A 22,199-nucleotide genomic window follows, 5' to 3' on the forward strand; every position below is an offset into this window, starting at 1 on the left:
GCGGCATCCGTTCGTCTGAAGCGAACGTGATGCGAGCAAAAAATGACGTGCGGCGAACGACGGCGTCCTCGTTCCCGGCTTGCGTTACTCCATCCTTTCCATCGACGACTGCGACACTGGCGATCCCGCCGTATCAAGACCCGCCGGCATCGCTGCGCGGTCGAGCGGTCCAACTCGGTTCACCGACGGCAGATGCCAGCCGGTGTGTTGTTGCAACTGGTGTGCGAGACGCAGCAGCGCGGCTTCCCGCCATGCGCGACCGATCAACTGAACCCCGGTCGGCAATCCGTTCTGTGTGCGCCCCGCCGGCAAGGCAACCGCTGGCAGACCGAGGTAGTTGATGCCGCGTGTCCAGTACGAGAAGTCGCCGAAGCGTCGCTCAATCGCGTCCGCGTCGCCGTCGAGCGTCTCGGCAATAGTCGGCACCGCATACGGCAAGGTCGGCAGCAGCAACGCTTGTGCCCCTGCCAGATAGCGTTCGACGAACGATTGCGAGTAGCCGGCACGCAGGCGCAGCGCGTCGACGTAACGGGTGGCCGGATACAGCAGGCCGCGCTCCAGCCGGCGCAACACCTGCTCGCCGTAGGCGTCTCGACGCTCACGCAGCCACGGACCGTGGATCGACGCGGCCTCGGCGCCCAGCATCAGCGTGGCCAGCGCTCCGGCCTCGCGCAGATCGGGCAGCGGGACTTGGCGAATCGTCACGCCACAGGCTTCGAGCGCCTGCTTCACCCCGGCAACGGCCGCACGAATTTCGTCGGAGATCAGCGCCGAGGCGTCAAAGTCGGGCACCGCGACGACATCACGCTCGCTCAAGGGCAGCGCCAGCGTGCGCGTGAAATCGCGCGCCTGACTGACGAGGCAATGGGGATCGTTAACGTCCGGCCCCCAGACGGTTTCAAGCACTGCCGCCGCGTCGGCCGCCGTACGCGCCAGCACACCAACACAATCGAGACTTGGGGACAGCGGCATCACGCCGTGCGTGGAGACCGCGTGCTGGGTCGGCTTGATGCCGGTGACGCCATTGACTGCTGCGGGAATTCGAACCGAGCCCCCGGTATCGGAGCCGAGGGCGGCGAACGCCAGGCCACGCGCGACGGCCACGCCGCTGCCGCTGGACGACCCGCCACTGACGTGATCCGGCGACCAGGCGTTGCGGCCGTGCCCGAGATGCGCGTTGAAGCCTGTCGGGCTCATGGCAAACTCCGCCATGTGCAAGGCACCGAGATCCACGGCGCCCGCGGCATCGAGACGCGAGAGCACCGTGGCCGTCTGCGACGGCCGATGCCCGGCGAGGATGCGACTGCCGCATTCGCTCAGTTCGCCGGCGCGGAAAAACATGTCCTTGTGCGCGAGGATTGCCCCAAGCAAGCGGCGGTTGGGCTGCGCGACGTCGTCGCGGATCGCATGGTCGACGGCTCGTGCCTGATCGAGAGCGGAATCGTTGCGCAGGCGCACGAAGCCGCCCGCCAGGCCGGCCGCCCTCGCCTCATCGAGCGCGACGGTCGTGCGTTCGACGCAAGCGGCGCCCGACAAGTCGCGCACCACCGCGGCGTCCGTCGCCGGGCCGTTATCCTTGGCGTGCAGCGTTCGCATCGCTTGTCTCCTGCTGGCGCAGCGTGGCATGGAAGGCATCGGGCGTCAGCCAGTCGAGCGCGCGCGCGGCCCCTGCCGCGGCGTCGGTAATGCCATGCGCGGCATTGACGAGTGCGAGCGCATGCACCGGACTCAGGGGCGCCGAGCCGAACTGATCGACCCAGCGCGCGGCGCTGGTGGCGTCGGGTTCGCCGGATCCTTCGGCAGAGGGCGCGGAACGGTACGCGGTCCGACCGGCGTCTCGGGATTGCCCGAGCGAGTCGGATTTCGGCGCTGTACCCCCTTGCGGGATATTGCCTTGCATCCTTACCTCCATCGCCACGCCATCACGGCGAGCCGTAACGCGGGGTGTGAAGCGGCGGGTGCCAAGCGTCTCGGGGCACCCCGCGTGATGTCGATTGGAACTACCGTGTGAGCCGCACTGCCCTGCTCAGTCGCCGACACCGTGGCCGCGTTTCGGAATCAGTGCACTGCGCACGAACTCCATGACCTGCACGCCGTGCTGGTTGAAGGCGCGGGTATGCACGGTGACGATACCCTGCGTGGGGCGCGAGCGCGATTCGCGCTTTTCAAGCACCTGCGATTCGGCGTAGAGCGTGTCGTTGCAGAACACCGGGGCGGTGAGCTTGATCTCTTTCCAGCCCAGGTTGGCAATGGCTTTTCCGCTCACGTCGTTGACGGTCATGCCGAGCACGATGGCGACGGTCAGGCCGCTGTTGACGAGCAATTGGCCGAATTCGCTCTTGGCTGCGTGTGCGGCATCGCAATGCATCGGATGGAAATTCATCGTCAGCAGCGAGAAGTGGATATTGTCGGCTTCCGTGATGGTGCGCCCGGGGCGATGCTCATAGATGTCGCCAATCTCGAAGTCCTCGAGATAGCGCCCGTAGCTCGCGCGAATGCGTCGCGTGGTCTCCGTCTGGGGTTGCAGTCCGTCCATGTCTCCCTCCTCCTGAATACGATGCTTGGCCAGGTTTGCCGACTTTGTTCGGTGTTTATTACTTTGTACGGACAAAGTATTGGCGAAAGAAAATCGGAAGTCAAGATGATGGGAAACCCTTAGCGGAGGGTTCGACGCCCCGGCCGGGTGGGCCTGGCGTCGGCGAACGGTGCGTCGCCGTCGCGCGGCGGGCACCGCCAAGTGCCGCGGCCGTGATCAGTGTCGGATGCGGGTGCGGGGTGAGGAAAGTGCGCAGCGCAAACGGAGGGTAACCGGCCACTTGGCTGCAAGGGGTTAGGACCGGCCGGCGTTTCCGTTTGGAAAACCGGGATTCATTGCCGCTCTGCCGCCGCCTTTTGGCCGTTGTCGCCGCGCTTTCTGAATTCCTCGCCGGCGACACGCATGCTTTCCTCGACAGCAGGATATCCTCGGTAAGGCAGGACGTTTAGCAGCGTCTCGACGATTTCCGCCGGCGTCGCGCCCGCCGTCAGGGCCGCATTCACATGGACCCGCAGCGGCGTCTCCGTCGCCTTGCTTCCCACCGCGGCGAGCGCTGAGCATGCCGCGAGTTCGCGCGTTATCGCGTCGAGCCCCGCGCGGCTGAAGATGTCGCCGTAGGAGTGCTCGATGATCGCGCGGCCGATGTCCGGAGCCAGATCGTTGAAGCTGTCGACCACGGTCGCGCCCGCTTGGGCAGAAGTCTTGGCGAGCGTCGCCAGTCCACGTTCGCGGCGAGCCGCGCGAGTTTCAGAGACGATGGCATTCCCGCGTACCCCGCCGCGTGCCCCGTCCCCGTCCCCTTCCCCGTCCCTCTCTTGTTGGTCCGGCTTCGTGAAGACGGCGTTCGCAATGCCAAAGGCATTGAGAGCGCTCGGGAATCCGGCATAGATCGCCAGTTGCATCAGCGCTTCGGTGATTTCCGTGGGGGACAGGCCCGCCTTGACGCCGGCTTCGATATGAAGGCGCAACAGATCGTTGCGATTGCCGGCGGCGCCGAGCATCGAGATGATCGCGATCTGCCTTGCCTTTGCATTGAGTCCCTGGCGGCCGAAAATCTCACCGAACGCAAACTCGACCGACCAGCGGGCGAGCTCGGGGGAAGTGCCGTGCAGCGTTTCCATGTACGCCTCGGGATTGACCATCAGTTCGTCGAGCACCTCGAGACCCCGCTGGAATCGTGCTGTGCCATCGTCTGACGCCGGTTCCGGGGGATCGAAAACAAGACCGCGCTCTCGAAAAATCTCGCGAACGATGCCTACCGCATTGATCGCAACCGGAAACCCCAGAATTGCGATCGCCAGGAAAAGCATTTCGACCAGTTCCGCCGGCTCGCCGCCAACATTGAGGTAGCCGGTCATGTGATATTTCAGTTGCGGCTGCACGCTGCCGTTGGCCATCAATGCGGCAACGGTGGCGACCTGGCGAAGGCTCAGATCCAGCCCCGGCCGCGAGAGGACATCTCCATAGGCAAACTCAACCGTGAATCGTGCCAAATCCGGGGCGACCCGCGCCAGACGGTGGATCGGGATATCGAAGCCCGCGCCGCCGATCCGCTTGAGCACTTCGGTGCCTCGAGAGTAGCGTTCAGCACGGGTTTCGCCAGCGCATGCACTAAGGAGAGTCGGCATGTCCACCTCGGTCTCGGACCCGCCCATCTGTGAAATGCCTTCGGCGTCCGGCATCTTTTCGGCTGCGGCAGTGCTCTGCAAAATGTCTCTTTGATTGCGCGTTTCCATGTCCGATTCGCTCCTCGTTGAATTCAGTAACCCAAAGCTTATGGGCACAAGGGGCCATTGGCTAAGACCAAATTCGTGATACCTTTTCTGCATGAGGATACGAATCGATCTGCGCCAGTTGGAGTGCTTCGTTGCCGTGGCCGAGGAAGGCACGTTCCGCGCTGCGGCTGAACGACTGCACATGTCGCAACCGCCGCTAAGCCGTCAGGTGAAGCAGCTCGAGAGCGAACTCGGAGTGACATTGCTCAATCGCGATTCAGCGGGCGCGCAACTTACGTCTGCGGGCCGCGCCTTCCTGAAGGGAGCCAGGAAGACGTTGCGTCAAGCCGCGGAGGCGGTCGAAACCGCACGGCGGTATTCCACGAGGACGTCCCGGCAGCTCAAGATCGGTTATACGAAGGTGTTTGACCCGGAGGTCTTCCCTTCTCTCGAGCCCGCCTTCAAGAACGCGGTTCCTGACGGGGCTCTGGTTGTCGTTGCGGGCGTTTCCGTCGAACTTATCCGGCGCCTGCAGCGCGGCGCGCTTGACGTGGCCTTGATCGGACTGCCCAGCGCAACAGGGGAACTGGTGGTTGAACAGTTGCACAAAGAGCCGCTGGTCGCGGTCATCCCTGCACGGCATCCGCTCGCGCGACACAAAATTCTTTCGATCGCGCAGTTGAAGGACCAACCGCTGTTCTGGCCGCAGCGCCGGACAAATCCCGGATTCTTCGATCATTACGAGGAAGTGTTTGCAAAGCTAGGGCATGCGCCGAGCCGCAGACTCGCGGAACCCGTGGATCACCACTTGCTGCTGGCCGAGGTGGCGAACGGACGGGGCATTGGCTTCATCCCGAAATCGATGACCAAAGTGCGCCGCGCCGGCGCGACGTTCAGACCGCTCAAGGAAAAGGAATTCTGGATCGGATTTGGCCTCGCCTACAGGAATGCGCAACACGCATCGGACCTCGATGCATTGTTGCGCATCGTGCGGCGCCAAACGGCTCAGCGCTCCCCGGGCACGGCATAGCCGCAGCCGTGCCGTTCGACCCGGGCCCCTTTCTGCACTGTCACAGCGCCCAGTGAAATTCGCTTTGACACAGGAGAATGATCGTTCTACACTCTAGAGAACGATCATTCTCCACGTTGCGCGATGACCTCCTCAAGCCAAGCCGCCGATCTCTCTCCCGCTCAACTCGCGCTTCTCGACACGACGGAGCGCCTGGTCTACGCGGGCGGCATCCACGCGACTGGCGTCGATGCCATCGTCAAGGAGTCGGGCGTGGTGCGCAAGACGCTATACCGGCACTATCCGAACAAAGAGGCATTGGTTGAGGCTGCGCTCCTGCGGCGCGACGAGCGCTGGATGCAGTGGTTCATTGCGGCGACCTCGACAAGGGACGATCCCGTCGAGCGCCTGCAGTCGTGCTTTGACGCGCTTCGCACATGGTTCGCGTCCGAGGGCTTCCACGGCTGCGCGTTCCTGAACGCGGCCGGCGAGATCGGCGACCCGGCCAACAGCATCCGGCGGGTGTCGCAATGGCACAAACGACGTTTGCGCGACTACCTGCGCGAACTTACCGCCGCGAGCGGCTTGCCCGAGCCGGATTCGCTTGCGGACGAGTTGCTTGTCCTGATTGACGGCGCGATTTCGGTTGCGCTCGTTTTCGGTGGCACTGAAGCCGCCGACACTGCCGCACGCGTAGCGTGTCGGCTTCTTGCCGTGCCCCAACCCAAACCCGAATCCGAACCCGAACTTTGAGGTCACCCACCATGTCATCCACAAACGAAACCCGCCCGCCGCTTCCGCCGTTCACCCGCGAAACCGCTATTCAGAAAGTTCGCCTCGCCGAGGACGGATGGAACAGCCGCGACGCCGCCAAGGTCGCGCTCGCGTACAGCGTCGATACGAAATGGCGCAACCGGGCCGAGTTCGTGAACAACCGTGCCGACGCCCAGGCATTCCTCGAACGCAAATGGGCCAAGGAGCTCGACTATCGCCTGATCAAGGAGTTATGGGCCTTCACCGATAACCGGATTGCGGTGCGCTACGCGTACGAATGGCGGGACGATTCCGGCAACTGGTTCCGCTCGTACGGCAACGAGAATTGGGAGTTCGGCCCGGACGGTCTGATGTCGAATCGCTATTCCAGCATCAACGATCTGCCAATCAAGGCGTCCGAGCGCAAGTTCCACTGGCCGCTCGGGCGTCGGCCCGACGATCATCCTGGACTGTCCGATCTCGGCCTCTGAAACTCACCTTGCCTGTCTCGACGGCCGCGCGGCTTCGGTGCCGGCCGTCAGGTGGGAGAATGCCATGCAGTGGTAGTCACGGACCTGCCGTTGCCGAGGGCAATCACGGCAGCATCGACGATCCCGGCAAGTGCCTACGAAGTTCCTGGCGGGACCATGTGTCAATGGGGCTGACCAGCGAGAGGTGGAATTGCCCTGCCCCTCCCTGCATTGAAGGAAGCCACACCCGATATGCGCGGCGGCGTCGCTGTCAGGCGGCCCGCGCCGCGTGACGGTTTCGGACGATCTTGGGTCAGGGCAGCCCTGCGGTGCGGGCGGATGATCTCACCTTGTCGGAGTGTCGTCGGGGCGGCGCGACGCAACGGCCACCGTGCTGGGCGAATCCGCAAGCGATACGAACTTGCGCGTAGTGCCGTCAAGCGCAACGATGCCGCCGCTTTCAATGTCGTAGACCCAACCGTGCAGGGTCATGCGCCCCTGCTCCAGCGCGAGCGCCACCGACGGATGGGTGCGAAGGTTTGCCAGTTGCGCGATCACGTTCTCGCGCACCAGACCGTCGAGCTTGGCGCGCGGATCATCGAACGTATGCGCAGCATTGATCGCTTTCGCGGCGTCTGCGTGACGCAACCAATTGGCGACGGCCGGCATGTGGTCCAGACAGGTACAGCGAGAGATGGCGCCCATAGCGCCGCAGTCCGAGTGACCGCAAATCACAATGTCCTGCACGCCCAACACCGCGACCGCATATTCGACGGTGGCGGAAACCCCCCCGGGCTCAGGACCATACGACGGCACGATGTTGCCTGCGTTTCGAATGACGAACAGCTCTCCCGGCTCACGCTGCGTCAACAGTTCCGGAACGACGCGGCTGTCCGAGCAGGTGACGAAGAGGGCCTTGGGGTTTTGACTCGTGGCGAGCTGCTTGAAAAGCTCGGCACGTTGAGGAAACGCCTCGCGCTGAAAGCGCAGGAAGCCGTCGATGATGTCACGCATTACGAATCTCTGAAAAAGGACGTCGCGCGACGGTGATCGCTTCAGCGAAACGATGATCCACCCGCGACCAGTCCCCATTATCCCTGATCCACACGCGCACGCCGATATGCCGGTATCGCGCGGCGTCGATTCCGGGTGTCGTTCACCTTCCGCAGCGCACGGTAACCTCGTGACATGCGCATTTCGAACACTGCCGACCGCGACGCCGAGTCTAATTTCAAACTCATTCCGTGAGGCGACACATCGTATGAGTCAATTTATTGACTCGATCCGGCGCGCGAGTTAAGGTTTGTGTGAAAGTGTTTTGAAATGGCAACAAGCTCGGGATGGAAGACACGGTGAATTCAGTTCGGCGTTATCGAAGTGGCGAGGCCGCAAAGCTCGTCGACATGCCGGCCGCCACGTTGCGGATCTGGGAACAGCGATATGGCGTCATCTCGCCGCCGACGAGTGCCTCGGGGCAGCGCCTCTATTCCGACGTCGATGTGAGCCGTCTGAGAACGATCAAGTCGCTGGTCGACAAGGGGCACGCGATCGGCGCCATCGCGCATCTCGACAACGAGCAGTTGGGCCGGTTGGCGAGTGGCTCCGCCGTCGCTGCCGCTTCGGTGGACGCGTCGCATGGCACGAATCTCTTCATCGTGGGCTTTGGCGAAGGCGTCGCGATCGATTTGCCCGAGGGTGTCGCGCATCAGGCATTTCATCAAGCCGACGAGATTCCTGTCGCCGAAGACGCTGCCGGCAAGTTGCGTGGCCTGGTCGTGCGGGTCGAGGCATTGCACGAAGACACGGTGATGTCCGTCGTCGCCGCGGCGCGCCGGGCGCATTGCGCACACGTGCTTGTCGTCTACGCATTCGGCACGCGGCGTGCCGTCGATCTTGCGCGTCTCGAAGGAATGCAGCTCGCGCGCATTTCCGACGCCCTGCTCCATGCGCACGACGTGCTTTACGATTTCGTGCAGTCGATGGCGCACAAGGATGGCTTCGGCGCGAGTCGAGACCGGCTCTGGTCAAGATCGCCGCGCCGGTTCGACGAAGCCACCTTGACCCGACTGGCGCAACAGTCGTCCACGATCGCTTGCGAATGTCCCAAGCATCTTGTGGAGTTGGTACTGCAGATCGCCGCATTCGAGCGATACAGCGACGAATGCGTGTCGCGCTCCGCCGCTGACGCCCTGCTCCACCAGCATCTTGGCGATGCCGCCAACCGTGCCGCGGCGCTGTTCGAAGACGCGCTGGCCGCGGTTGTCGCGCAAGAAGGCTGGTCGGTGCCGGAAGCCGCGCCTCGCCAGATGTCCGAGGAATGAACCCTCCCTTCGCATGTAGGTCGCAAGGGGGGAGCCATGCCGATAACATGGATGGTGCGTCTTGCGGACACCGAACCGATCCCAAACCCATACCGAACGTTTTCTTTTCATCAACCGTTGAAGGTACCCCATGAGAGACAACATTCGCACCAAGTCGTCACTGCGCCTGCCGCTGTTAGGTCTGCTTTCGTTTGCGTTGATTTTCCTGTCCGCCTGCGCGAGCACAAAGCCGCCGCCGGGTGTCGTTCCCGTATCGCCTTTCGATATCGGGCGCTACGAGGGCCGCTGGTATGAATTGGCACGCCTGGACCATTCGTTCGAGCGTGGCATGACCGACGTCTCAGCAACGTACACGCGTGAGCCGGACGGCACGGTCAAGGTGCAGAATCGCGGATTCGATCCGGCAAGCGGACGCTGGAAGGAGGCGATCGGCAAGGCCCGCTTCACCGGCGCGCCTGATGTCGCCTCGTTGAAGGTATCGTTCTTCGGGCCGTTTTACGGTGGTTATCATGTCGCCGCCCTCGATCCCGACTATCGATGGGCGCTGGTGCTCGGACCCGATACCGGTTACTGCTGGATCCTGGCGCGGGAAAAGCACCTCGACGACGCACAGCTGAAGCAGATCGTGGCGCGTGCGCAAGCGCTGGGCGTCGATACGGCATCGTTGATCTGGGTGAGTCACAATCGCACCGACCCCGCGCAGTGAGATGCACCGCAAGCCCTTTCTTCCGAGCAAGGTCTGCCAGACGTGTGGCCGTCCGTTCGTCTGGCGCAAGCGCTGGGCAAGGACCTGGGAGGAAGTGAAGTACTGCTCCGAGCGTTGCCGGCGACATCGTGCCCCAGCATGACACCGGACCGCAAAGGGCCCGGCGGCGGCAACAGGTTACCGGGGTGACATTTGGCCAGCGGCAACCCGGTCCGTCTGCGTGCAGGCCACACGGGTAGTGCGCCGCGAATTTGCATTCACGAAAGCGGCGATATCGCTCAGTACCGGAAAGAATCGGCGCAACGGCGCGCTGATCGCACCCAGCATCAACGCGTGGCCAAGGTCGTAGTGCCGAATCTCGACCTTGGCCCGCATCTCCCGCAACCGCTGCCCGAATCGAGTGGTGTTTCCCGGCTCGACAATGCGGTCCGCGTCCCCCACCCCCAGAAACATCGGCGGCTCACGTCCCGTGACGAACCGGATCGGTTGGCTAGCGTCTCGCACAGGCGCCGGGAAGACCCGGCGAAGCGCCGCACTTTGCAGCGGCAGGAAGTCGTATGGGCCGGCCAGCCCAACCACACCGGAGATCGCACATGTCGAAAGGGCGGCGCCAAGCAGGTAGCGTTCGTCGGTCGCCAGCAAGGTCACGATTTGCGCCCCTGCTGAATGCCCCATGAGGAACAAGTGACCGGGGTCGCCGCCGAAGTCCCGTGCGTGATCGGCGGCCCATCGCACAGCGCTTGCCGCATCGTCCATGAACGCAGGAAACGTGACCTCGGGATAGGTCCGGTAGTCCGGCAGAATCGCCAGAAAGCCCTGCGAGGCCAGGGCTTCGCCGACGAAGCGATACTCCGCGCGGTCGCCGTTCTGCCAACTGCCGCCGTAGAAGAACACGACGACCGGCATGCCCCTGCCGGAAACCTCGGCCCGCGTGGGCACATAGACATCGAGCCGTTGCCGCTCCGAATCGCCATAGGCCACATCGGTGACGGCATGGTAGGTCTTGCTTGGCGTGAGCGCGTTGACCATGTTGATCGGCGCGCAGGCGCAAAGTGTCGCGCACGCCGACAGGGCTGAAAGAATGCTGGAGAAATGAATTTTTGCCATGGCGCATGGTGAAGTATTCAGCAGGGAACGCCGGTCCGTTTCCCCACCGGTCGGATACGCGCGATGAAGCGCCTCATCGCGCGGCGGCTGGAAGCGGCGCACTGAACGTGCGCCCGTCCCTCACACGTCGTTACGGCAGCAATACCTTGTCGACGACGTGGATCACGCCGTTCGACTGCATGACGTCGCCAATCGTCACGCGTGCGGTATCGCCCTTGTCGTCGGTCACGGTCAGGTGATCGCCTTGTTGCATCACCGTGAGCGAATCGCCTTCGACCGTCTTCAGCATCGCCTTGCCCCCGCCATCGCTTACCGCTTTCATCAGATCCTGGGCCGAGAGGCGGCCCGGCACGACGTGGTAGGTCAGCACCTTGACGAGGGTTGGCTTGCTTTCCGGCTTGAGCAATCCGTCGACCGTCCCTGCGGGAAGTGCCGCGAAGGCCTCGTTTGTCGGCGCAAAGACCGTAAAAGGGCCCGGACCCGAGAGGGTGTCCACGAGTCCCGCCGCCTTCACGGCCGCAACCAGCGTCGTGTGATCCTTCGAGTTGACGGCGTTCTGGACGATGTTCTTCGACGGGTACATGGCCGCACCGCCCACCATGACCGTTGGCTCCTTCGCATCCATGGCGGCTGTGGCCGTGACCGCCTGGAGGCCGGCAGCGGCCCCGACAGACAGGAGTACTGCGAGAAATCCGGCTGACTTGATTGTCTTCATTCGTTCACCCGATTGATGGCGCTTCTCCGATGTGGAAGCCATCACAGATACGGATGACACCGACTTTCGGATGCACCCGCCGAGCACATTCTTGGCCGATCGCCCTCAAAAAATTTTTTTATCGAGCGTGCATCCGAAAGCTGCCGATCTACGTATACGTCACAACGACACTCAATTGCCGGACACATCTCCCATGCTATCGACTGCGGTAGTGGCCTTCTGCGGAATGATCTTCGCCTTCGCGTTGGCGTGGCTCTTGCAAAAACGTACGAAAAACGCCGGTCTGGTCGACCCCGTCTGGGCTGCCGCACTCGCTTTGGCGGCGGTGTTCGTGGCGGCGCAAGGCACCGGACACGCGCTCAACCGAACGTTCGTCGGCGTGGCCGGCGGGCTGTGGGGGGCGCGTCTCGCCCTGCATCTTTGGCGCCGCAACTGGGGCAAGCCGGAAGATGCGCGCTACCGGGTCTTTCGCGAACGATGGGGGGCGGCGGCCGATCGCAACATGTTCTGGTTCTTCCAGTTCCAGGGTGTGGTTGCGATGCTGCTCGCCGTCGCGTTCTTCGTTCCGGCGTTCAGCTTGCAGGCCGCGTCGCCGCTGAACCTGATCGTCGCCGTCGTCGTCTGGGCGGGGGCGATCATCGGAGAAGCGAGCGCAGATCGCCAGTTGCGCGACTTCGTGAACGATCCCGCGCATCGCGGACAGGTCTGCCGCAAGGGGTGGTGGCGCTATTCGCGTCACCCCAACTATTTCTTCGAGTGCCTGCATTGGTGCAGCTATGCCGCGCTCTCGATCTCGATGCCGTGGGGCTGGACAACGCTCATTCCCCCGCTGCTCATGGCATGGCTGCTGCTGAAAGTGTCCGGAATCCCGCTGCTGGAGGCGCACCTCATGGCCACGCGCCCGGCATACCGGGAGTACATGCAAACCACCAGCTCGCTGGTTCCCTGGCCTCCGAAATCCTCTCGTCAGACGCGATCGTCATGACGGACGTCGCGCACACATGGAGTTCGACACTATGACTGTCTCCCTTACACGACCGCCCTCGGCCAGCGCTGACCCGACCGAAGAATCGGGGCTCATTCGGCTTTGCGAGCTGGGCGTGGTGCCCGACGCGCTGTTGCGCGCCGGCATGCGCCAGCTGATGCGCCAACGGCTGAAACAGGAGCACGCGCACGATGTCGAGCGTGGCATGTCGGCGCTGGCCGACCTCGTGAAGGAACTGCGCTCAAGCCCCATCGCGATCGCGTCCCAGGAAGCCAATGCCCAGCATTACGAGGTGCCGAGCGAGTTCTTCCTCGCGCACCTGGGACCTGCGATGAAGTATTCGTGCTGCTACTACGAGAGCGAGGCCACGACACTGGAGCAGGCCGAGCAGGCGATGTTGGCCCGCTATGCCGAGCGCGCTCAGCTTGCCGACGGCCAGCGCATTCTCGACCTCGGCTGCGGATGGGGTTCGCTCGCGCTCTGGCTGGCCGAGCGCTACCCGGGGTCGCAGATCGTCGGGCTGTCCAACTCCCATGGTCAACGCCGTTTCATCGAGGCTACTGCCGCCAAGCGGGGCTTGCACAACCTTCGGATCGTGACCGGCAATGTGGCCGACTTCGACTTTTCAGACGACGTCCCCGCGCAGTTCGACCGGGTCCTGTCGATCGAGATGTTCGAGCACATGAAGAACTACGGTGCGTTGATGAAGAAGATCGCCCACTGGCTGAACGATCAGGGAATGCTTTTCGTGCACATCTTCGCCCATCGCCATCTTGCCTATCACTTCCAGGACCGTGACGGCTCCGACTGGATGTCGCGCCACTTCTTCACTGGCGGCACCATGCCAAGCGCCGATCTGCTGCTGCACTTCCAGGACGACCTGCGCATCGCCGAGCGCTGGTGGGTGGACGGGCGGCACTACGCGCGCACGGCCAACGATTGGCTGGAAGCGCTCGATGCGTCCAGAGAAACGACGCTGCCGATCCTCGAGGCGAACTACGGGACGCAGGCGCGGCTTCAATTTCAGCGCTGGCGCATGTTCTACATGGCCGTTGCGGAATTGTTCGGCTACGCGGGGGGGCAACAGTGGGGTGTGGGGCATTACCTGTTCGAAAAGCGCGGCGCGAGCGCAGGAGACGTGGCATGAAAGGACATTTCACTACCCGTCGCCGGCTTGTGGACAAGCTCGTCTCCCTGGCACTGCGCATGCAGCGTGCCGCATCGCAATCCATGCGAGGACTTTGGGTGACCGGGGCGGTGCTGGCATGTGCGACGCTGACCAGTTGCTCCGGCGCACCTCCCAACCCGAATCCGCTCGCCGAAGTTCCGCTCAAGGTGGCATCGGTCGATCTGCCCCGTTACATGGGGCGCTGGTATGTCATTGCCAACATTCCCTACTTCGCCGAGCGCGGCTTCGTCGCGAGTCGGGCCGAATGGGTGCTTCGGGAAGACGGGCGCATCGACGATCACTTCTACGGCCGCAAAGGCGGGTTCGACCAACCCGAGAGCCATTACCAGTTTCTCGACAGTGTCGTGCCGGGCAGCGGTGGCGGCCATTGGCGTGTTCGACTTTTCTGGCCGATCTATGTCTCCCAACTCACGCTGTACGTAGATCCGGATTATCGCTACACGCTGCTCGGCTACCCGGACAAATCGCTCGGCTGGGTATTTTCGCGCGAGCCGACGATGGACGATGCGACGTATCGCTCGTTGCTGACCCGACTCGAGGCCATGGGCTACGACACATCGCGCTTCCGGCGCGTGCCGCAACTGCCGGAACAGCTCGGTCAGCCCGGATTCGCCACGCCGGGGCGCGACGACTGAGCGTCGCAACCCGACGCAGCACACCCGGTTCCGAAATTTTTCTGCATCCGACATGGCCTCGCACACGTATATGACTTCAAGCCCCCACTGCCTCGTTACGGTCGTCTTCGCCGTTCGAGCGGCCCACACTGACGGAGAGATCGCGCGATGAGCTCAATGACGGCCGTTCTGCCTCCCGGAAAGCGGATCGCGGTGATCGGCGCCGGCATCGCGGGCATGGCAAGCGCGTATTTCCTCGCACGAAAGTACCGGGTAACGGTATTCGAGGCCGGGCAATACGCGGGCGGACACACGAACACCGTCGACGTCGAACTCGACGGAATGCGCGCGCCCGTCGACACGGGTTTCCTCGTGTTCAACGAGCGCACTTACCCGAACCTCATCGCCCTATTCGACGAATTGGGCGTGCGCTCCATCGCCAGCGACATGTCGTTCTCGGTGTCCGTCGGCGGCGGCGCGCTCGAATGGGCGGGGACCAACCTGAACACCGTTTTCGCGCAACGCAGGAATCTGTGCTCGCCCAGCTTTCTCGGCATGCTGCGCGACATCCTGCGGTTCAACGCGTCGGCCGAACGGCATCTGGAGAGCGCCTCGCGCGAGCGGCAGTCGGTCGGGGAGCTGTTGCTCGCGCACGGTTATGGCCAGCCGTTCCAGCAGCATTACCTGCTGCCGATGGCGGCGGCGATCTGGTCGAGCCGCGCCGCCGACATTCTGCGGTTTCCTGCCGTGACATTCCTGCGGTTCTGCCTGAACCATGCCCTTTTGCAGATCCGGGATCGGCCGCAATGGCGTACGGTCGCCGGTGGCGGGCGCGAGTATGTCAGGCGCATTTGCGCCACGCTCGACGACGTTCGACTCGGAACCCCGGTGAGGCAGGTCGAGCGCGACGCCGACGGGGTGATGGTTCGGTTCGGCAACGCTCAGGCGGAGCGCTTCGACGCGGTGGTGATGGCCAGCCATGCCCCAACCAGCTTGCAGTTGCTTGGAGACGCATGCCCAACGGAGCGCCGGGTGCTCGGCGCCGTGCGCTATCAACCGAACATTGCGGTCCTCCACACCGATCCGACACTGCTCCCCCGGCGCAAGCGCGTGTGGTCGGCGTGGAATTACGTGAGCCACGCGACCCGGACGACCGCTTCCGATCATCCGGTCTGTGTGAGTTACCTCATCAACCAGCTACAGGCCCTGCCCTTCAGCACACCCGTCGTCGTGACGCTCAACCCGGTGCGCGAGCCTGCGCCTTCCACGGTGCTTGGCCGCTACGCTTACGAGCATCCGCTGCTCGATCTCGCGGCCGTCGACGCTCAGTCGCACCTTCCGGCGTTGCAAGGTCGTCGACGAACCTGGTTCGCGGGTGCCTGGACCGGCTACGGATTTCACGAGGACGGCCTGAAATCCGCACTGCGCGTGGCACGGGATTTCGATGTACTCCCGTCATGGGCCTCGCTATGAATCAGACCGATCCGATCGATGCCCCGGCCGCCTGGCTGCTCCGAGGCCGTGTGATTCACGAGCGCCTGTCCCCCGTGCGGCACAGGTTCGTGTACCCGCTGTTCCAGATCTCATGCGACGTTGCGCGCATGGATGCCTTGTCGCGCTGGTGGTTCGCGGTGGATCGACGCCGCATTTTGAGCCTGCGCTCGTCCGACTATGGCCCGAGGGACGGCCGCCCGCTCGATGCCTGGATGCGCGAGCGACTTGCCGAAGCCGCGATACCCGCCGACGGCGCCATCTGGCTGCAGACCATTCCCCGTATCGCGGGTTATGCCTTCAACCCGGTCAGTTTCTGGTATTGCCACGACAAAGCTGGCGAGCTGCGCGCGATCTATGCCGACGTCAACAACACATTCGGCCAGCATCACGGCTACCTGTTGTGCGCGCCTGGCGCGGCCGCCATCCGCGGCGACGTCGCGCTGGAATGCCGCAAGGTATTTCACGTCTCGCCGTTCTGCAAGGTCGAAGGCGAGTATGTCTTTCGCGTCAATCGGCATGGCCGGTCATGGTCGGTAGGCATCGATTACCGCGTGGACGGCAAATGGCTCCTTCGAACCGCCATCGGCATGCGTGCGGAGCCGTTCAGGGGCGTCGGAATGCTCAACGCCATGGTGCGCGCGCCGTTCAATGCACTGAACGTCATGTTCCGAATTCATTGGCAGGCGCTGCGCTTATCTCTCAAGCGGGTGCCGTTCCATGGGAAGTCGCCATCGGGACCGCTTGTCGACACGCCAACACACAGGGCGGGACGCGTGCGCGAATTGTCACCGTCTGCCACGCCATCCGATCAGGAGATCAGACCATGACGCTGCTTCGCCTTCTCTCGCCGCACACTGACATTCCCCTTGGCGCTCGCGTTTTTTGCGCCCTGTTGCAGCGGATTCGCGTCGGGCACCTGACGCTCGTCGCCCCCGACGGCTCGATACAGGTTTTCGGAAAATCCAGCGAGGCGCCCGGCGCCACACTTCAGATCCACGACTGGCGAGCCTGTCGGCAAATCATGCGCGCAGGGGACATTGGCTTTGCAGAGGCCTACATTGCCGGGTGGATCGATACGCCCGACATTGGCGCACTGCTTCGTCTGGCGCTACGCAATCATTCGTCGATCGACAGGTCCATCGTCGGGTCGCGTCTGAGCCGGATCTGGTTCCGCCTGCGGCACGCCATGCGCCGGAATTCACGCGCCGGAAGCCGCCGCAACATTCATGCGCACTACGATCTCGGCAACCGGTTCTACGGCTTGTGGCTCGATTCGACCTGGACCTATTCGAGCGCCTTGTTCGAAGGTGATGCGCAGCGCTCGCTCGCCGACGCGCAGCGCGCCAAGTACCAGCGCATCGTCGACACACTCGGCCTGCGCCCCGGCGACCGGGTGCTCGAGATCGGTTGCGGCTGGGGCGGCTTTGCCCTGCATGCGGCGAGCCAGGGCATTTCGATCCACGGCATCACGCTGTCGCACGAGCAGCTTGCCCTCGCGCAATCGCGCATCGCCGACGCGGGCCTGGCGCACATGGCAACGGTCTCGCTCACCGACTACCGCGATGTTCAGGGGCAATTCGATGCCGTGGTGTCGATCGAGATGTTCGAGGCGGTCGGGCAGGCCTACTGGACGCGATATTTCGACGCTCTCGCGCAGCGGCTTCGCCCTTCCGGACGGGCGTTGATTCAGACGATCACGATTGCCGACTCGGTGTTCGACGCCTACCGCGGATCCAGCGACTTCATTCGAGAGTTCATCTTTCCGGGCGGCATGTTGCCGAGCGTGCCGCGTTTTGTCGCGGCGGCGCGCAGTTGCGGGTTGCAAGCCAGCGAGACGCTGGCATTCGGACTGGACTATGCACGTACGCTCAATTGCTGGCACGCGGCCTTTGCATCACAAATCGACGATGTCCGTGCGCAAGGATTCGACGAGACGTTCATCCGCACCTGGCGCCTTTACCTGAAGTATTGCGAGGCCGCTTTCGACGAGGGGCGCATCGACGTCAATCAGTTCCTGCTCACGCGAGGGGCGTGACATGGCCGCCCGCGCGCTCTGCACCAGCCTGATCGCGCTCCTGCTCGCCGGCGCGCATGTACCGGTGGCCTCGGCCGCCGGCTGTCGTGGCGACATCGCTGCGACGACTCGCGTGGGCACCGGGGAGTTTTGCGTCCTGGGGTTCTGCCTCTACAAGGCGGAACTCTGGTCGGCGCGGCCCCGGTTCTCTCCCGACGCGCCGTTCGCGCTGGTGCTCAACTATGAGCGCAGCGTGAGCGCCGAGAAGATGGTGGCCACCGGCATCTCCGAGATCGAGCGGCTGGCAACGCGGCCGCTACCGAGCGCCACGGTGCAAGCGTGGCGCGACGACATGAAGCGTGCCTTCGGCGACGTATCGCGGGGCGACGAACTGTGCGGCGTTTACCTGCCCGGGCGCGGTGCGCGGTTTTATGCCAACGGCGTGGCCACGGCCCAGGTGGACGACGAGGCTTTCGCGCGCGCGTTCTTCGGAATCTGGCTCGACCCCCGCACCCGTGCTCCATCGCTGCGCGAGCGGTTGCTTGGTGGAGGTTCGTGAATGATGGCGTCGACGCATTCGTCCGCAACGCGCGTGGTGTCCTCACGCACGAGGTGGAGCTATTTCATTCTCGGGCAACTGGGGTGGCTGGTCTGCGTGTCCAGTGCGGCGCGGGGCGTTGGCTGGGTGGGGTGTTGCGCGGTGGCGCTCCTCGCGGCGGGCCATTTGCGTCTCTCGCCATTTCCCGCCCGGGAGGTGCGGTTCGTGATTGTCGTGACCGTGCTTGGCTGGACGTGGGAATCCTTCGTACAGGCGACGGGCGTTCTCGTTTATCCGAACGGCTGGATTCTGGCGTGGGGCGCCCCTTACTGGATGGCCGGGCTATGGGCGCTTTTCGCGCTGCAGGTCAATACGTTGCTCGGCTGGCTGCGCCCGTACCCCCTGCTGTCGATGTTGCTCGGCGCCGTGGGCGGTGCCCTGTCATTCAGGGCGGGAGCGATGCTGGGGGCGGTTCAATTCGTGAAGGAGGCGCAGGCCTATGCATTGCTGGCGAGCGGGTGGGCCATCTTCCTCCCTGCCCTGGTATGGCTCGGGCACGCCCTGGGAGCGCCTCGTGCCGACTCGCCTGGCTTACCCGGCACGAGGCGCCATTGAAGGTCGACATCGAGGAACCACGTCGCAACGTCGCCGACGACCGGCTCAGCGCCAGCGGGCGACACCGATGCTACGGATCCACACCATGACGCAAGCATGCCCCGGCTTCCCGATGCCTGCGCGCCGCCGCGCAGCCAAGGTGATATATTGCGCGGAGCGTCCAAGCCCCGAACCGAGACACCACCGCGTCCGCATGAACGATATTTCAAAGGATTCCGGCCACGCCACCGCCTCGGGCTCCGTACCGGTCGGCGAGAGCGTAGCCATGACCGCGCGCCGCGAATTCCTCAACCAGCTGTTGCTGGCGGTGGCTCAGGAGGATCGCACGGCATTTGGAGAGCTGTACCGACTGAGCGCCTCGCGGCTCTTCGGCGTCATTGTGAGGATGGTGCGGGATCGGGCCGAGGCCGAAGATTTGCTTCAGGACGTTTTCGTGAGCGTGTGGCGTCGGGCGCATGCCTTCGATGCCGAGCGAGGTAACGCCATGACGTGGCTCACCGCGCTCGCTCGCAACCGCACGATCGATCGGTTGCGGGAAGCGCGCGAGACCCGTCTCGACGACGCCCAGGATCCCGACCCGCCATCCGAGGATCCGACGCCGGCAGCACTCGCAGAGGCCAGCGAGCAACGGCGGCTCCTCGAGGAATGCCTGCAACGGCTCGATCGGCAACCGCGCGCTGCAGTGCGCGAGGCCTTCTTCGGCGGCGTGAGCTATAGCGAGCTGGCCGCCCGTCTCGAAGTTCCGGAAGGGACGATGAAGAGCTGGATACGTCGCAGCTTGTTGCAACTGAAGCGGTGCCTTGAACGATGAATACCCCCATCAACCACGACGATGAGCTGCGCTGTGCTGAATACGCACTCGGCGTGCTCGATGCGTCCGAACGGCGAGCGCTCGAACAAGCCGCCAATGCGGATCCGCGTCTGCAACGTGCATTGGCGCAATGGCAGGATCGCCTGGCGTGCCTGGCCGAGGACGTGGCGCCGGTCGAGCCGTCGACACGCGTCTGGCAGCGCATTCAGCGCGACTTGAATTTCGACGTGACCGCGCCCGCAGTCCCGGAAAGCCGCGGTTCATTGTGGGACAGCGTCAGGCTGTGGCGCTGGGTCGGACTGGCCGCGAGTGCCGCCGTTCTGGCGTTGGTCGCCGTCAACATGAGCTCGCTCGTCTTTCCGCCCACTTCGCAAGTCGCGTCGACCGGCACCTACATGGTGGCGGCCATGGCGAGGCAGGATGGCGTGACACAGTGGACCGCGACGGTCGATCTTCGCCGCAGCAACATGGTCGTCGTGCCGATCGAAGCGCCGGTCGTCGCTGCCGGGCACTCGACCGAGCTCTGGCTGATCCCTCACGACGGCAAGCCGATCGCACTGGGCGTATTCCCCTCGAATCAACCGGCATCGATGCCGATACCGGCTGAGATTCTCGCGCAAATGGACGACAAGGCCGTGCTCGCCGTATCCCAGGAACCGCCGGGCGGCTCACCGACGGGCCTTCCGACCGGGCCGGTACTCGCCTCGGGCGCGATTCGCGGCGCCTGACGTTCCTGCGCCCTTCCTTCGCCCGCGCCGGGGCGCATCGCCCGCGTAACGGCACGCGCTATTGTCCGCAAACGCAGAGCGGACGCTCTTCCGATGGTGTCAGTGCGTGCATCACCGCGTCGGCGGCTTCCAGGCGGAAGACCGTCACGCCCTTCAGCCCCGCCCGCCACGCGTGCCGGAACAGCGCCGCGACCTGCTCCACCGACGCAGTGGCCGCCAACGGCACCGTCTTGGAAATGCCGCCGTCCACGAACGGTTGCAAGGCGGCGAGCATTCGCAGATGGTCGATGCCGTCGATCTGCGCGGCCGTCGCGAAGCTTTCGGGCAAGGCGGCGCGATCGCCTCGCAATGCACGGAAAATGCGATAGGCGCGATTCTCCATACGGTAATCGCACGGCGGGACTTCGGGGTCGTTCGAGAGGCGCATCCGGCGCCGATACACCCAGTCGAAAGCCGGTTCGATTCCGCTGGAACAGTTGCCGCAGAACGCCAGGCTGACGCTACCGGTCGGTGCGAACGACAGCAGATGGCTGTTGCGCAATCCGTGCCGGGCGATGAGTTCGCGTACCGCCCCCGGCAGCGACGACGTGAAATGCCCGGGTGAGAGGCTGCGCTCGACGCGAAACAACGGATAGGCCCCACGCTCCGCCGCCAATGTCGCCGACGCGGCATAGGCATTGTCGCGCAAGCACCGTGCGATCGCGCTCGCCAGATCACGTGCGGCCTGCGATTCATACCGAAGCCCCATCATCGTGAGGGTATCGCCCAGCGCCGTCACCCCGACCCCGATCCGGCGCTTGCTTTTGGCTTCGACCTCATGGGCGTGCAGCGGCCATTTCGTGATGTCGATGGCGTTGTCCAGCATCCTGACCTGTGTATGGACGAGGCGGCCGAGTTCGGCAAAATCGAACGCCGGCGAGCCTCCAATGGCGAATGGCCGACGCACCCTGCGCGCGAGGTCGATCGGGCCGAGCACACAGCTTCCCCAGGACGGCAGGGGCTGTTCGCCACACGGGTTCGTCGCGGCGATGGCTTCGATATCGGCCAGGTCGTCAGCGCGACGAATCGTGTCGATGAATAGCAGCCCCGGCTCTGCGCTGTCGCGCGCGGCCTCGACGATCTGCTGCCAGAGCCGGCGCGCCGGGACGCTCGCGTAGCACCAGTCCCCGTCGGCCAGAAGGCGTGCGCCGTTTGCAAGCCGTTGCGCGTCTGGGGGGGCGACATGGCGCAACTGCCACGCGGCGTCGCATTCGACGGCATTCATGAAATCGTCGGTGACGGCGACGCAGACGTTGAACGTTGTCCAACGCCGACGCCCTCGCTTTGCGCTCACGAAGTCCCCGAGGTCCGGGTGATCGCAACGCAACACCGCCATTTGGGCGCCGCCTCGCGTATCCGGCAACGGTAGCGAGCGGCAGGCAAGGTCGAAGCGATCGATGACGGCACACACGCCGCCGGTTCCGGTGTCCGCGCCCTGTTCCCGCGCCCCCACCGGCGCGATCGCCGAGAAATCGTACCCCACGCCGCCGCCCATGCGTAGCGTGCGACATGCCTGCGCCAGCGCAAGCGACACGCTCTGTGGGGATGCGACGCGCGCCTCCGGCGCCACGATCGGATGCACAAAGCAGTTCACCATCGTGGCGTCCTTGCGGGTGCCGGCGTTAGCCATGATACGCCCGGCGCCGATGGCGCCCCGAATCAGGTTGGCGTAGAACCGACGTGTCCAGCGAGCGCGGTGCTCGACGCGCTCCTGCGCGGCAAGCGCACGCGCGACTCGACGAAAGACGTCGTCGTAGGTGGTCTCACCCGGTGCCAGGTAACGCTGATTCAGTATGACGCGGCATATCGCCGGCGCCGGGACGCTTTTCATGTCGCGCCG

The 22,199-nt window shown here is 64.2% G+C and carries 24 protein-coding genes; 16 read left to right on the top strand and 8 right to left on the bottom strand.

Going from position 1 to position 22,199, the window contains the following annotated elements:
• Positions 1-84: 84 nt before the first annotated feature.
• The 4 genes from PMO31116_RS00795 to PMO31116_RS00810 form a co-directional block, all read right to left on the bottom strand.
• Complete coding sequence (locus tag PMO31116_RS00795; RefSeq protein ID WP_174970686.1) at positions 85-1,596, bottom strand: amidase; 1,512 nt, start codon at positions 1,594-1,596, stop codon at positions 85-87.
• Positions 1,571-1,900, bottom strand: a complete 330-nt coding sequence (locus tag PMO31116_RS00800) for a hypothetical protein (protein WP_150565026.1) — start codon at positions 1,898-1,900, stop codon at positions 1,571-1,573. Before PMO31116_RS00800 ends, PMO31116_RS00795 begins: the two co-directional genes overlap by 26 nt.
• 126 nt (positions 1,901-2,026) lie before the next feature.
• Entirely contained in the window at positions 2,027-2,536 is a 510-nt protein-coding gene (locus tag PMO31116_RS00805; protein WP_023596038.1) for a MaoC family dehydratase, read from the bottom strand.
• Positions 2,537-2,868: 332 nt separating this feature from the next.
• The gene (locus tag PMO31116_RS00810; RefSeq protein ID WP_150565027.1) at positions 2,869-4,272 is read right to left on the bottom strand and encodes a carboxymuconolactone decarboxylase family protein; all 1,404 of its coding nucleotides are present in this window, start codon (positions 4,270-4,272) and stop codon (positions 2,869-2,871) included.
• Positions 4,273-4,363: 91 nt separating this feature from the next.
• Here PMO31116_RS00810 and PMO31116_RS00815 point away from each other — a divergent pair, with 91 nt between their 5' ends.
• The 3 genes from PMO31116_RS00815 (at position 4,364) to PMO31116_RS00825 (ending at position 6,504) form a co-directional block, all read left to right on the top strand.
• A complete protein-coding gene (locus PMO31116_RS00815; RefSeq protein ID WP_150565028.1) occupies positions 4,364-5,281 on the top strand; it encodes a LysR family transcriptional regulator in 918 nt (305 codons plus the stop codon).
• Between the two features lie 123 nt (positions 5,282-5,404).
• Positions 5,405-6,013, top strand: coding sequence for a TetR/AcrR family transcriptional regulator (locus tag PMO31116_RS00820; RefSeq protein WP_150565029.1), 609 nt, complete (start codon positions 5,405-5,407; stop codon positions 6,011-6,013).
• 11 nt (positions 6,014-6,024) lie between these two features.
• Positions 6,025-6,504, top strand: coding sequence for a nuclear transport factor 2 family protein (locus PMO31116_RS00825; RefSeq protein WP_150565030.1), 480 nt, complete (start codon positions 6,025-6,027; stop codon positions 6,502-6,504).
• Positions 6,505-6,828: 324 nt separating this feature from the next.
• Here the strand turns inward: PMO31116_RS00825 and PMO31116_RS00830 are convergent, their stop codons facing one another.
• On the bottom strand, positions 6,829-7,497 hold the full coding sequence (locus PMO31116_RS00830) for a carbonic anhydrase (RefSeq protein ID WP_031627247.1): 669 nt from the start codon (positions 7,495-7,497) through the stop codon (positions 6,829-6,831).
• A gap of 338 nt (positions 7,498-7,835) precedes the next feature.
• On the opposite strand from PMO31116_RS00830, the gene PMO31116_RS00835 reads away from it, so the two are divergent.
• The 3 genes from PMO31116_RS00835 (at position 7,836) to PMO31116_RS00845 (ending at position 9,652) form a co-directional block, all read left to right on the top strand.
• Positions 7,836-8,804: a MerR family transcriptional regulator gene (locus PMO31116_RS00835; RefSeq protein ID WP_174970689.1), complete on the top strand. Its 969-nt coding sequence runs from the start codon at positions 7,836-7,838 to the stop codon at positions 8,802-8,804.
• A gap of 130 nt (positions 8,805-8,934) precedes the next feature.
• Positions 8,935-9,510 carry a lipocalin family protein gene (locus PMO31116_RS00840; RefSeq protein ID WP_150565032.1) on the top strand — a complete coding sequence of 192 codons (576 nt, stop codon included), beginning with the start codon at positions 8,935-8,937 and terminating at the stop codon, positions 9,508-9,510.
• A gap of 1 nt (position 9,511) precedes the next feature.
• Positions 9,512-9,652, top strand: a complete 141-nt coding sequence (locus PMO31116_RS00845) for a DUF2256 domain-containing protein (RefSeq protein WP_150565033.1) — start codon at positions 9,512-9,514, stop codon at positions 9,650-9,652.
• A gap of 35 nt (positions 9,653-9,687) precedes the next feature.
• On the opposite strand, the gene PMO31116_RS00850 is transcribed toward PMO31116_RS00845, so the two are convergent.
• Together PMO31116_RS00850 and PMO31116_RS00855 are read right to left on the bottom strand one after the other, a co-directional pair.
• Positions 9,688-10,719, bottom strand: a complete 1,032-nt coding sequence (locus tag PMO31116_RS00850) for an alpha/beta hydrolase (protein WP_246185090.1) — start codon at positions 10,717-10,719, stop codon at positions 9,688-9,690.
• A 28-nt stretch (positions 10,720-10,747) separates the two neighbouring features.
• Positions 10,748-11,332, bottom strand: coding sequence for a fasciclin domain-containing protein (locus PMO31116_RS00855; protein WP_023596029.1), 585 nt, complete (start codon positions 11,330-11,332; stop codon positions 10,748-10,750).
• A 193-nt stretch (positions 11,333-11,525) separates the two neighbouring features.
• Here PMO31116_RS00855 and PMO31116_RS00860 point away from each other — a divergent pair, with 193 nt between their 5' ends.
• The 10 genes from PMO31116_RS00860 (at position 11,526) to PMO31116_RS00905 (ending at position 20,320) form a co-directional block, all read left to right on the top strand.
• Entirely contained in the window at positions 11,526-12,317 is a 792-nt protein-coding gene (locus tag PMO31116_RS00860) for a DUF1295 domain-containing protein (RefSeq protein WP_150565479.1), read from the top strand.
• Positions 12,318-12,348: 31 nt separating this feature from the next.
• Positions 12,349-13,464 (top strand): SAM-dependent methyltransferase, encoded by a 1,116-nt coding sequence (locus tag PMO31116_RS00865; protein ID WP_150565034.1) that lies wholly within the window; start codon positions 12,349-12,351, stop codon positions 13,462-13,464.
• A gap of 83 nt (positions 13,465-13,547) precedes the next feature.
• Positions 13,548-14,141 (top strand): lipocalin family protein, encoded by a 594-nt coding sequence (locus PMO31116_RS00870; RefSeq protein WP_246185122.1) that lies wholly within the window; start codon positions 13,548-13,550, stop codon positions 14,139-14,141.
• Positions 14,142-14,288: 147 nt separating this feature from the next.
• Positions 14,289-15,593, top strand: a complete 1,305-nt coding sequence (locus PMO31116_RS00875; protein WP_150565035.1) for an NAD(P)/FAD-dependent oxidoreductase — start codon at positions 14,289-14,291, stop codon at positions 15,591-15,593.
• Entirely contained in the window at positions 15,590-16,441 is an 852-nt protein-coding gene (locus PMO31116_RS00880) for a DUF1365 domain-containing protein (protein ID WP_150565036.1), read from the top strand. Before PMO31116_RS00875 ends, PMO31116_RS00880 begins: the two co-directional genes overlap by 4 nt.
• Positions 16,438-17,649 carry an SAM-dependent methyltransferase gene (locus PMO31116_RS00885; protein WP_150565037.1) on the top strand — a complete coding sequence of 404 codons (1,212 nt, stop codon included), beginning with the start codon at positions 16,438-16,440 and terminating at the stop codon, positions 17,647-17,649. The genes PMO31116_RS00880 and PMO31116_RS00885 overlap by 4 nt, the downstream gene beginning before the upstream one ends.
• 1 nt (position 17,650) lies before the next feature.
• Entirely contained in the window at positions 17,651-18,187 is a 537-nt protein-coding gene (locus PMO31116_RS00890) for a chalcone isomerase family protein (RefSeq protein ID WP_150565038.1), read from the top strand.
• Complete coding sequence (locus PMO31116_RS00895) at positions 18,188-18,781, top strand: DUF2878 domain-containing protein (RefSeq protein ID WP_150565039.1); 594 nt, start codon at positions 18,188-18,190, stop codon at positions 18,779-18,781. It begins immediately after the preceding gene.
• Between the two features lie 193 nt (positions 18,782-18,974).
• Entirely contained in the window at positions 18,975-19,592 is a 618-nt protein-coding gene (locus PMO31116_RS00900; protein WP_150565481.1) for a sigma-70 family RNA polymerase sigma factor, read from the top strand.
• Positions 19,589-20,320: an anti-sigma factor gene (locus PMO31116_RS00905; protein ID WP_150565040.1), complete on the top strand. Its 732-nt coding sequence runs from the start codon at positions 19,589-19,591 to the stop codon at positions 20,318-20,320. The genes PMO31116_RS00900 and PMO31116_RS00905 overlap by 4 nt, the downstream gene beginning before the upstream one ends.
• 58 nt (positions 20,321-20,378) lie before the next feature.
• On the opposite strand, the gene PMO31116_RS00910 is transcribed toward PMO31116_RS00905, so the two are convergent.
• Positions 20,379-22,190 (bottom strand): adenosylcobalamin-dependent ribonucleoside-diphosphate reductase, encoded by a 1,812-nt coding sequence (locus PMO31116_RS00910; RefSeq protein ID WP_150565041.1) that lies wholly within the window; start codon positions 22,188-22,190, stop codon positions 20,379-20,381.
• Positions 22,191-22,199 lie beyond the last annotated feature (9 nt).

This window comes from Pandoraea morbifera, assembly GCF_902459575.1.
In the GTDB taxonomy this organism is placed as follows: domain Bacteria; phylum Pseudomonadota; class Gammaproteobacteria; order Burkholderiales; family Burkholderiaceae; genus Pandoraea; species Pandoraea morbifera.

Coding starts and splice junctions, on each gene's coding strand:
- PMO31116_RS00795 (WP_174970686.1), bottom strand. CDS start 1,596: ATGCGAACGCTGCACGCCAAGGATAACGGCCCGGCGACGGACGCCGCG.
- PMO31116_RS00845 (WP_150565033.1), top strand. CDS start 9,512: ATGCACCGCAAGCCCTTTCTTCCGAGCAAGGTCTGCCAGACGTGTGGC.
- PMO31116_RS00830 (WP_031627247.1), bottom strand. CDS start 7,497: ATGCGTGACATCATCGACGGCTTCCTGCGCTTTCAGCGCGAGGCGTTT.
- PMO31116_RS00840 (WP_150565032.1), top strand. CDS start 8,935: ATGAGAGACAACATTCGCACCAAGTCGTCACTGCGCCTGCCGCTGTTA.
- PMO31116_RS00800 (WP_150565026.1), bottom strand. CDS start 1,900: ATGCAAGGCAATATCCCGCAAGGGGGTACAGCGCCGAAATCCGACTCG.
- PMO31116_RS00880 (WP_150565036.1), top strand. CDS start 15,590: ATGAATCAGACCGATCCGATCGATGCCCCGGCCGCCTGGCTGCTCCGA.
- PMO31116_RS00860 (WP_150565479.1), top strand. CDS start 11,526: ATGCTATCGACTGCGGTAGTGGCCTTCTGCGGAATGATCTTCGCCTTC.
- PMO31116_RS00820 (WP_150565029.1), top strand. CDS start 5,405: ATGACCTCCTCAAGCCAAGCCGCCGATCTCTCTCCCGCTCAACTCGCG.
- PMO31116_RS00810 (WP_150565027.1), bottom strand. CDS start 4,272: ATGGAAACGCGCAATCAAAGAGACATTTTGCAGAGCACTGCCGCAGCC.
- PMO31116_RS00815 (WP_150565028.1), top strand. CDS start 4,364: ATGAGGATACGAATCGATCTGCGCCAGTTGGAGTGCTTCGTTGCCGTG.
- PMO31116_RS00825 (WP_150565030.1), top strand. CDS start 6,025: ATGTCATCCACAAACGAAACCCGCCCGCCGCTTCCGCCGTTCACCCGC.
- PMO31116_RS00870 (WP_246185122.1), top strand. CDS start 13,548: ATGCGAGGACTTTGGGTGACCGGGGCGGTGCTGGCATGTGCGACGCTG.
- PMO31116_RS00855 (WP_023596029.1), bottom strand. CDS start 11,332: ATGAAGACAATCAAGTCAGCCGGATTTCTCGCAGTACTCCTGTCTGTC.
- PMO31116_RS00905 (WP_150565040.1), top strand. CDS start 19,589: ATGAATACCCCCATCAACCACGACGATGAGCTGCGCTGTGCTGAATAC.
- PMO31116_RS00900 (WP_150565481.1), top strand. CDS start 18,975: ATGAACGATATTTCAAAGGATTCCGGCCACGCCACCGCCTCGGGCTCC.
- PMO31116_RS00805 (WP_023596038.1), bottom strand. CDS start 2,536: ATGGACGGACTGCAACCCCAGACGGAGACCACGCGACGCATTCGCGCG.
- PMO31116_RS00910 (WP_150565041.1), bottom strand. CDS start 22,190: ATGAAAAGCGTCCCGGCGCCGGCGATATGCCGCGTCATACTGAATCAG.
- PMO31116_RS00895 (WP_150565039.1), top strand. CDS start 18,188: ATGATGGCGTCGACGCATTCGTCCGCAACGCGCGTGGTGTCCTCACGC.
- PMO31116_RS00885 (WP_150565037.1), top strand. CDS start 16,438: ATGACGCTGCTTCGCCTTCTCTCGCCGCACACTGACATTCCCCTTGGC.
- PMO31116_RS00875 (WP_150565035.1), top strand. CDS start 14,289: ATGAGCTCAATGACGGCCGTTCTGCCTCCCGGAAAGCGGATCGCGGTG.
- PMO31116_RS00865 (WP_150565034.1), top strand. CDS start 12,349: ATGACTGTCTCCCTTACACGACCGCCCTCGGCCAGCGCTGACCCGACC.
- PMO31116_RS00890 (WP_150565038.1), top strand. CDS start 17,651: ATGGCCGCCCGCGCGCTCTGCACCAGCCTGATCGCGCTCCTGCTCGCC.